At 56.1% G+C, this 7,109-nt stretch carries 4 protein-coding genes; 3 read left to right on the plus strand and 1 reads right to left on the minus strand.

The window, feature by feature from the left end; translation table 11 throughout:
* Positions 1 to 49 precede the first annotated feature (49 nt).
* Positions 50 to 1,588, minus strand: a complete 1,539-nt coding sequence (locus IAE50_RS03440) for a PAS domain-containing methyl-accepting chemotaxis protein (RefSeq protein ID WP_200579574.1) — start codon at positions 1,586 to 1,588, stop codon at positions 50 to 52.
* Between the two features lie 476 nt (positions 1,589 to 2,064).
* Between IAE50_RS03440 and IAE50_RS03445 the strand changes: the two genes are divergently transcribed.
* The 3 genes from IAE50_RS03445 (at position 2,065) to IAE50_RS03455 (ending at position 6,879) form a co-directional block, all read left to right on the plus strand.
* Positions 2,065 to 3,297, plus strand: coding sequence for a diguanylate phosphodiesterase (locus IAE50_RS03445; RefSeq protein WP_200579559.1), 1,233 nt, complete (start codon positions 2,065 to 2,067; stop codon positions 3,295 to 3,297).
* A gap of 85 nt (positions 3,298 to 3,382) precedes the next feature.
* The gene (locus IAE50_RS03450) at positions 3,383 to 4,933 is read left to right on the plus strand and encodes a sensor domain-containing diguanylate cyclase (RefSeq protein ID WP_094419867.1); all 1,551 of its coding nucleotides are present in this window, start codon (positions 3,383 to 3,385) and stop codon (positions 4,931 to 4,933) included.
* Positions 4,934 to 5,100: 167 nt separating this feature from the next.
* Positions 5,101 to 6,879, plus strand: coding sequence for a thiamine pyrophosphate-requiring protein (locus IAE50_RS03455; protein ID WP_094419868.1), 1,779 nt, complete (start codon positions 5,101 to 5,103; stop codon positions 6,877 to 6,879).
* Positions 6,880 to 7,109 lie beyond the last annotated feature (230 nt).

Below are 7,109 nucleotides of genomic sequence, written 5' to 3' on the forward strand. Positions count from 1 at the left end.
GTTCTCCTTCCGCTACTGGAAGGGGGACTATAGCATGGCCGTTTGTTTTTCAGCTGCCGCCAAAAACGTGCACCGCACGATGCAGGCGCGCGGCGCGTGCAGAGAGGTTTTCCGCCGCCTGGGTGACATGGTCAACCATGCCGCTGTTGTTTTGCGTCATGCCGCCCACGCGGGAGACCGAATCGTTAATCAGCGCCAGCGCCTGCGTCTGTTCATGGGTGGCGGTACCGATCTCTTTAATCATCGTCGACATGGTGACCACATTCTCGATCATCGCCGTCAGGTGGCTCTCCGTGCTGGCAACCATACCGACGCCGCTTTTCACATTTGCCACGTTGTGTTCAATCAGCGTCTGGATCTGCCGCGCCGCCGAGGCGGAGTGCTGAGCCAGATTACGCACCTCGGCGGCCACCACGGCAAACCCGCGGCCTGCCTCACCGGCGCGCGCGGCTTCCACCGCAGCGTTGAGGGCGAGAATATTGGTCTGGAAGGCGATGCTGTCGATAACGCCGATAATATCGACGATCTTGCTGTTATCTGCCGAGACTGCCTGCATCATCGCGATGGCCTGTTTCATCGCTTCTCCGCTCTTCACCGCGCCGGCGCTGGTTTCATCTGCCCTGCTCATGGCCTCTGCCGCCGTTTCCGCTGTCTGTTTCACCGCACTGGCAATCTCCTCAACCGCTGCCGCCGTCTGGTGCAGGTCGGCGGAGGTTTCTGCCGTGCGGCTGTGCAACGCGTCGCCTTCGCGGGCGATCTGCTCGCTTACCCCGCGAATGCCGGCAATTTGCGCTGAGACATCGCCGACCAGCGAGTTGAGGTTGAGCCCGGACTGATTGACCAGGCGCATCAGAAGCCCAATCTCATCGACGCGATTAAAGTGCTGGTAATCGGCTTTGCGCCCGGAAACGACGCGCTGCATTTGCGCGAGCACAATTTTCAGCGGTCGGGAAAATTGCTGCTGCAAAAAGAGCGTGAGCAGGGCGAAAATAATTAACACCGCTGCGGATTTTTCTACGGCATTAAAATAGATGAATTGCAATACCACTAACAGAGCAGCAGAGGGGATGATGCCGAAATAAATGCGTCCGGCCGAACTGATACGTTGAAATAAAGATAAAAATGAAAGTAAACCGCGGCGAACCAGCAATCCTTTATAAAATTTATAACCTTTAATTTTATTTTCATTAACACGCTGATAAAGCGCCGCGCTGGCGTCAATCTCTTCGCGTGCCGGAATATTACGCACAGAGATATAGCCGGTTAATTTCCCTTGCTGGTAGACCGGCGTGACGTTGGCGCGCACCCAGTAGTGATCGCCATTTTGACGGCGGTTTTTGACGATCCCGGTCCAGCTGTCGCCTTGCTGGAGGGTAAACCACATATCGCCGAAGGCGGCGGGCGGCATGTCCGGGTGGCGAATAATATTGTGTGGCTGACTTTTCAGCTGCTCTTCCGTAAAACCGCTGGCCTCAATAAATGCTGTGTTGGCATAAGTGATATGGCTTTGTGTGTCGGTTGTCGATAATAATGTCGAGTCTTCGTTAAGTAAATATTCGTTTTGTGTAACGGGTGTGTTGCGTTTCATAATAACCCCACGGTGGATCGCGCCATCTATTGCCGCAAGCGCAAAGAGCATAGTCATTTTCTTCATGAAATGTCGTTATTGTTATTGCCCGGGCATTTTCCATTAACTTAGGCGACACGAAAAGCAGTTGGGTTAATTATTTTTTAAGTGGCGCTAAAGAGTGAAGCGCAGAATTGTTATTATTATGAAAAATAAAAATGGGCTGCGAAATATCAGCTAGCATTAAGTAAATGCTTAAGCCAAATTGATGGCGGGCGATGTGGAAAGGGGACAAAAAAGCGCAGCGGGGAAAAGAGGTTTTAACATCGGGCTGCGAAGGGTGCGTGAAGGAATGTGTACCATAAAGTTACTTTAATCTGCGATCACGCTAACAGATTGGCCTCTGTTCAGCCAACGGGATGGGCAGGATATTGCTAGACTCCCGCGATGGCATCATCCATTCGGGTTCTTTGTGGGCATTTTGAGGGTAGCATCGCGTGTTAGCGACTTTGATATACCGTAGCCGACTGAATCGGGCATTAATTCCCTCTCAACTGACTACTATCGTCGAGCGAGCAAACCACAGCAACGCAACGTTGCAGGTGACGGGTATCTTATTGTTCGACGGCGAGTATTTTTTGCAGGTTCTTGAAGGACCGCTGGAGTCGGTTAACAGCGTTTTTGAACGCATCAACAACGATATTCGCCACGGTAATATCGTCGAACTGCTGCGGGACTTTGCGCCGCGCCGCCGTTTTGTCGATCGCGGCATGGTGCTGTTTGATCTGCGAACGGTGCAACCTGCGGCGGTGCTACGCGCTGTATTGCGCTTTGGCATGGTGCGCTACAACCAGGCGAGCAGCGATCGGGCCTACAAATTTATCCGCAATTTTATCTCCTCGGCAAATAACAACGGCGGCGTGCGCAATACTTCCCCCGACGAGTGGCGCTTTACCCGCAAAGCGTCGCCGTTTAGCCAGGAGACGCTGCCCATGCTCGAAGGGCAGCCCTGTCAGTTCGCCTTCCAGCCGATTATCGAACCGCTGCGCGGCAAAATCTCTTCACTGGAAGCGCTGATCCGCGGACCCGACGGCGGCAGCCCGCAGGACTATTTCGCGACCATTGCGCCGGAGAAACTGCACGAAGCGGATCTCGCCTCCAAAGCGTGGGCGCTGGCGATGGCACGTCGTATTGGCATCGGCAACCACAAAATTGCGCTTAACCTGCTGCCGATGTCGCTGGTCAAGATCCCGGGTGCAGTGGATATGCTCCTTGGGCACATTGCGCGCAATAAGCTCAGCCCCGGGCAGATTATTGTCGAAGTGACGGAAGATGAGGTGATCTCCAGCTATGACGAGTTCACCTGGGCGATCCGCCAGCTGCGCGCGGCGGGGATTGGGCTGGCGATTGATGACTTTGGTTCAGGGTTTGCCGGGCTGTCGCTGCTGGCGAAGTTTCAGCCCGATAAGCTGAAAATCGATCGCACTATCGTTACCGATATTCACCTTCATGGCCCGAAACAGGCGATTGTTAAAGCCATTCTCGAGTGCTGCGCCGAGCTGCAAATTAGCGTGGTCGCGGAAGGGGTGGAGAAGGTGGAAGAGTGGTGCTGGCTTGAAGCCGTTGGCGTCGAGCGCTTTCAGGGCTTCCTCTTCGCCCGCCCGCTGCTGAATGGTGTGCCGGCGATTAACTGGCCTGAGCGTATTCCTCTCAATAAAAAAACCTCATAGCACGAAACGCTTAACCGGTTTGGCTTATAGATCATCGTACTTCTATGCTTAACGTATCGACAGTGGATGTGACAAAGGAGCGTGGATGAAAATTAAAAAGCAGCTCGCACGGAAACTGGCACTCGAATCTTCTCTGGGGCGCAGTATTACCTTTTTTATCGTGGCGCTGCTGCTGGCAGGGATGGCAACCACCACCTGGACGCTGACCCGCTCCTGGGAGCGCGCGGTCGAGGATATCGAGCGCGATGCGGTTAACCTGTCGATCTCGCAGGCGCGTCAAGCAGAAGATACCTTTCTTCAGGCGGAGCTGGTGCTGCGCGACATTCGCCGTAATCTGCCGGTAGAGAACGTTGACCAGATCAACGCCCCACAGTTTGATATCTATCTCGCCGATCTGAAATCCCGCCTGCCGCAGCTGCATGGCCTGATGGTCTATGACGCTCAGGGCAATATGAAGTCGACGTCGTTTGGCAAAATCCCGGTGATGTCAAACAACAGCGACCGCGAATATTTTGTTTATCACCGCCGTAATGGGCACGGTGGCGTGCACATTGGTCATGTGATCCGTAGCCGCACTACCGGTGATTTAGTGATCCCGGTGTCGTTACGCATCAGCGATAAAGCGGGTGGCTTTGAAGGTATCCTGCTGGCGACGGTGCGGATCGACTACTTCCGCCATTTTTATGCTTACTTTGAGCTTGGTCAGCGCGACATGCTGGCGCTGCTGAATATTGACGGCACAGCGCTCTATGTGCGCCCGTATGGTGACGAGATCATTAACCGCAATCTCTCTGCCAGCCCGCTCTTTACCCGGGAGCTGGCGCGAAAAGATCGCGGTAACGGTACCTGGATCTCCGCGCTCGATCACGTTGAACGCACTTATGGCTTTGCCCGGCTTGAACGCTATCCGCTGGTGGTCGCTGCCGGTTACGACAGACCGGCGCTGTGGAACAGGTGGTTGCAGGAGAGCCTGCCGGATCTGGTGCTTAACGGCATGCTGCTGCTCGGCACCCTGTTGATGGGGTCGATTATTTTTCGCCAGGTGCGGCTCAATGTACGTAATCAGACCGAGCTTGCGGTGCTGCGTGATGAGCTGACCAGTATCAACCATACGCTGCAATTGATGGCGCTGGCCGATGGGCTGACGGGGCTTGCGAACCGTCGCCAGTTCGATCTCTTTTTAAATAAAAGCCTGAAGGCCTCAGCGCTGACGCAAAAACCGGTGGCATTGATCATGATCGATATCGACTACTTCAAGCGCTATAACGATTTTTACGGCCATGTTGCCGGGGATAACTGTCTGCGGATGGTGGGTGAGATCCTGCAAAAGCTAAAACTGAGGCCGAATGATTTGATTGCTCGCTACGGCGGGGAGGAATTCGCGATTGTTCTGCCGGATACTGGCCCTGAAGCGGCGCTGTTTGTTGCCCGTCAGGCGGTGACCGCGGTGCGTAATGCGCAGATCCCGCATGTGAAGACCAGCGCGCAGCAGAGTATTGTGACCATCAGCGCCGGGTGTTATAGCCTGGTTGCCGATCAAAATTATGATGATGCCATTCGCCTGAAAGAGGGGGCGGATAAGGCGCTCTATCAGGCGAAAATTGATGGGCGCGACCGGGCGCTCTCCGCCTCCTGATATGAGCCCTTGCCGGGTATCGCTGCGCTTACCCGGCTTACAACTGCAATTCTCCGTAGGCCTGATAAGACGAAGTCGCCATCAGGCGATCTGCATGCTTACCCAACCTGCAAATTCATCATCGACTACCCTTAATGTTTCTAATGAAGCTGCAAGGAGAGAGCACGATGAGCATGAAGACCAGCGATTTCTTCGTCCAGCGCCTGAAAGAGTGGGGCGTGACACGTATTTATGGTTACCCCGGAGATGGCATCAACGGCGTGCTCGGGGCAATTCAGCGCGCGAATAAATCCGGCGACGGCATTGAGTTTATTCAGGTTCGCCATGAAGAGATGGCGGCGTTTATGGCGGTTGGCCATGCAAAATTTACCGGCGAGCTGGGCGTCTGCCTCTCGACCGGCGGCCCGGGGGCAACCCATATGCTGACCGGCCTCTACGACGCCAAAATGGATCACGCCCCGGTGCTGGCGATTGCCGGCCAGGCAGAGACTACCGCGCGCGGAGCGAGCTATCAGCAGGAGATGAATCTCGATCGCGTCTTCTCCGACGTCGCCAACTTTGTCCAGGAAGCCGCGACTCCTGCGCAGGTGCGCCATCTGGTGGATCGCGGTGTGCGCGTGGCAATGGCGCAGAATGGCGTCGGGGTGGTGATTATCCCGAAAGATGTGCAGGACGAACCCTGGCAGGCTCCGCAACATGCCCACGGCTTTACCCACTCCGGCTCGGGCTATCAGCGCCCGCGCGTTATTCCTCATCAGGTCGATTTGCAGCGTGCCGCTGAAGTACTGAATGCCGGTAAAAAAGTGGCCATCCTGATTGGTGCTGGCGCACGCAATGCAGCGGTGGAAGTGGTGCAGGCGGCGAATGTGCTGGGTGCTGGCGTGGCGAAAGCGCTGCTCGGTAAAGATGTCCTTCCCGACGATGCGCCGTTTGTTACCGGCTCGATTGGTCTGCTTGGCACCGAACCCTCGTGGAAACTGATGCAGGAGTGCGACACGCTGCTGATGATTGGCAGCGGTTTCCCGTGGACCGAATTTTTGCCGGCAGAAGGCAGCGCCCGCGCCGTGCAGATTGATATCGACCCGGCAATGCTGGGGCTGCGCTATCCCTGCGAAGTCAATCTCCACGGCGACTCAGCAGAGACGTTACGCGCCTTGCTGCCGCTGCTGGAGCAGAAAACAGACCGTAGCTGGCAGGAGTCGATTGCGAAAAATGTGCAGAGCTGGTGGGAACTGATGGAGCAGCGCGCGATGGCACCGGCGAACCCGGTTAACCCGCAGCGCGTGGTGTGGGAGATGTCTCCGCTGCTGCCGGATGACGCGATTGTCACTTCCGATTCAGGTTCCTGCGCCAACTGGTTTGCCCGCGATTACCGCGTTAAGCAGGGGCAGCGCGCGTCGCTCTCCGGCGGGCTTGCCTGTATGGGCGCGGCGGTGCCATATGCGATTGCAGCGAAATTTGCCGCACCGGAGAAGGTGGTTGTCGCGCTGGTGGGCGATGGGGCAATGCAGATGAACAATATGGCAGAGCTGATCACTATTCAGAAGTACTGGCAGCAGTGGGCGAATCCGCGGCTGGTGATTTGCGTCTTCAATAATCAGGATCTTAACCAGGTAACCTGGGAGCAGCGGGTAATGGAGGGCAATCCGCGCTTTGAAGCGACCCAGCAGCTGCCGGATGTCCGTTATGCCGAGTTTGCGCAATCGCTGGGGCTGGGCGGGATTTTTGTTGATAACCCGGATGCGCTCTCAACCGCCTGGCAGCAGGCGTTGCAGTCCGACCGCCCGGTGGTGCTGGAGGTGAAGACGGACCCGGAAGTGGCGCCGTTGCCGCCGCATATTACCTTTAAGCAGGCGAAAGCCTTTATGGCCTCAATGGCGAAGGGAGATCGCGGTGCCGTGCAGGTGATTAGCGATACCGCCAGCCAGTTGTTCCATAAGAAGTGATGAAAAAGCCCGGTGAAAATGAACTCACCGGGCTTTTGCCAGACTGCCTGATGGCGGCTTCGCCTTATCAGGCCTACGCGGTGTAGTAGGCCGGGTAAGCGCAGCGCCACCCGGCAAGCAATGCCTGATGGCGGCTTCGCCTTACCAGGCCTACGCGGTGTTGTAGGCCGGGTAAGCGTAGCGCCACCCGGCAAGCAATGCCTGATGGCGGCTCCGCCTTATCAGGCCTA

The organism is Kosakonia sp. S42 (genome assembly GCF_016624785.1).
GTDB lineage: Bacteria > Pseudomonadota > Gammaproteobacteria > Enterobacterales > Enterobacteriaceae > Kosakonia > Kosakonia cowanii.

What these genes read in the sequence shown, in the direction of transcription:
- IAE50_RS03455 (WP_094419868.1), top strand. Translation starts at nt 5,101, where the DNA reads ATGAGCATGAAGACCAGCGATTTCTTCGTCCAGCGCCTGAAAGAGTGG.
- IAE50_RS03440 (WP_200579574.1), bottom strand. Translation starts at nt 1,588, where the DNA reads ATGAAACGCAACACACCCGTTACACAAAACGAATATTTACTTAACGAA.
- IAE50_RS03450 (WP_094419867.1), top strand. Translation starts at nt 3,383, where the DNA reads ATGAAAATTAAAAAGCAGCTCGCACGGAAACTGGCACTCGAATCTTCT.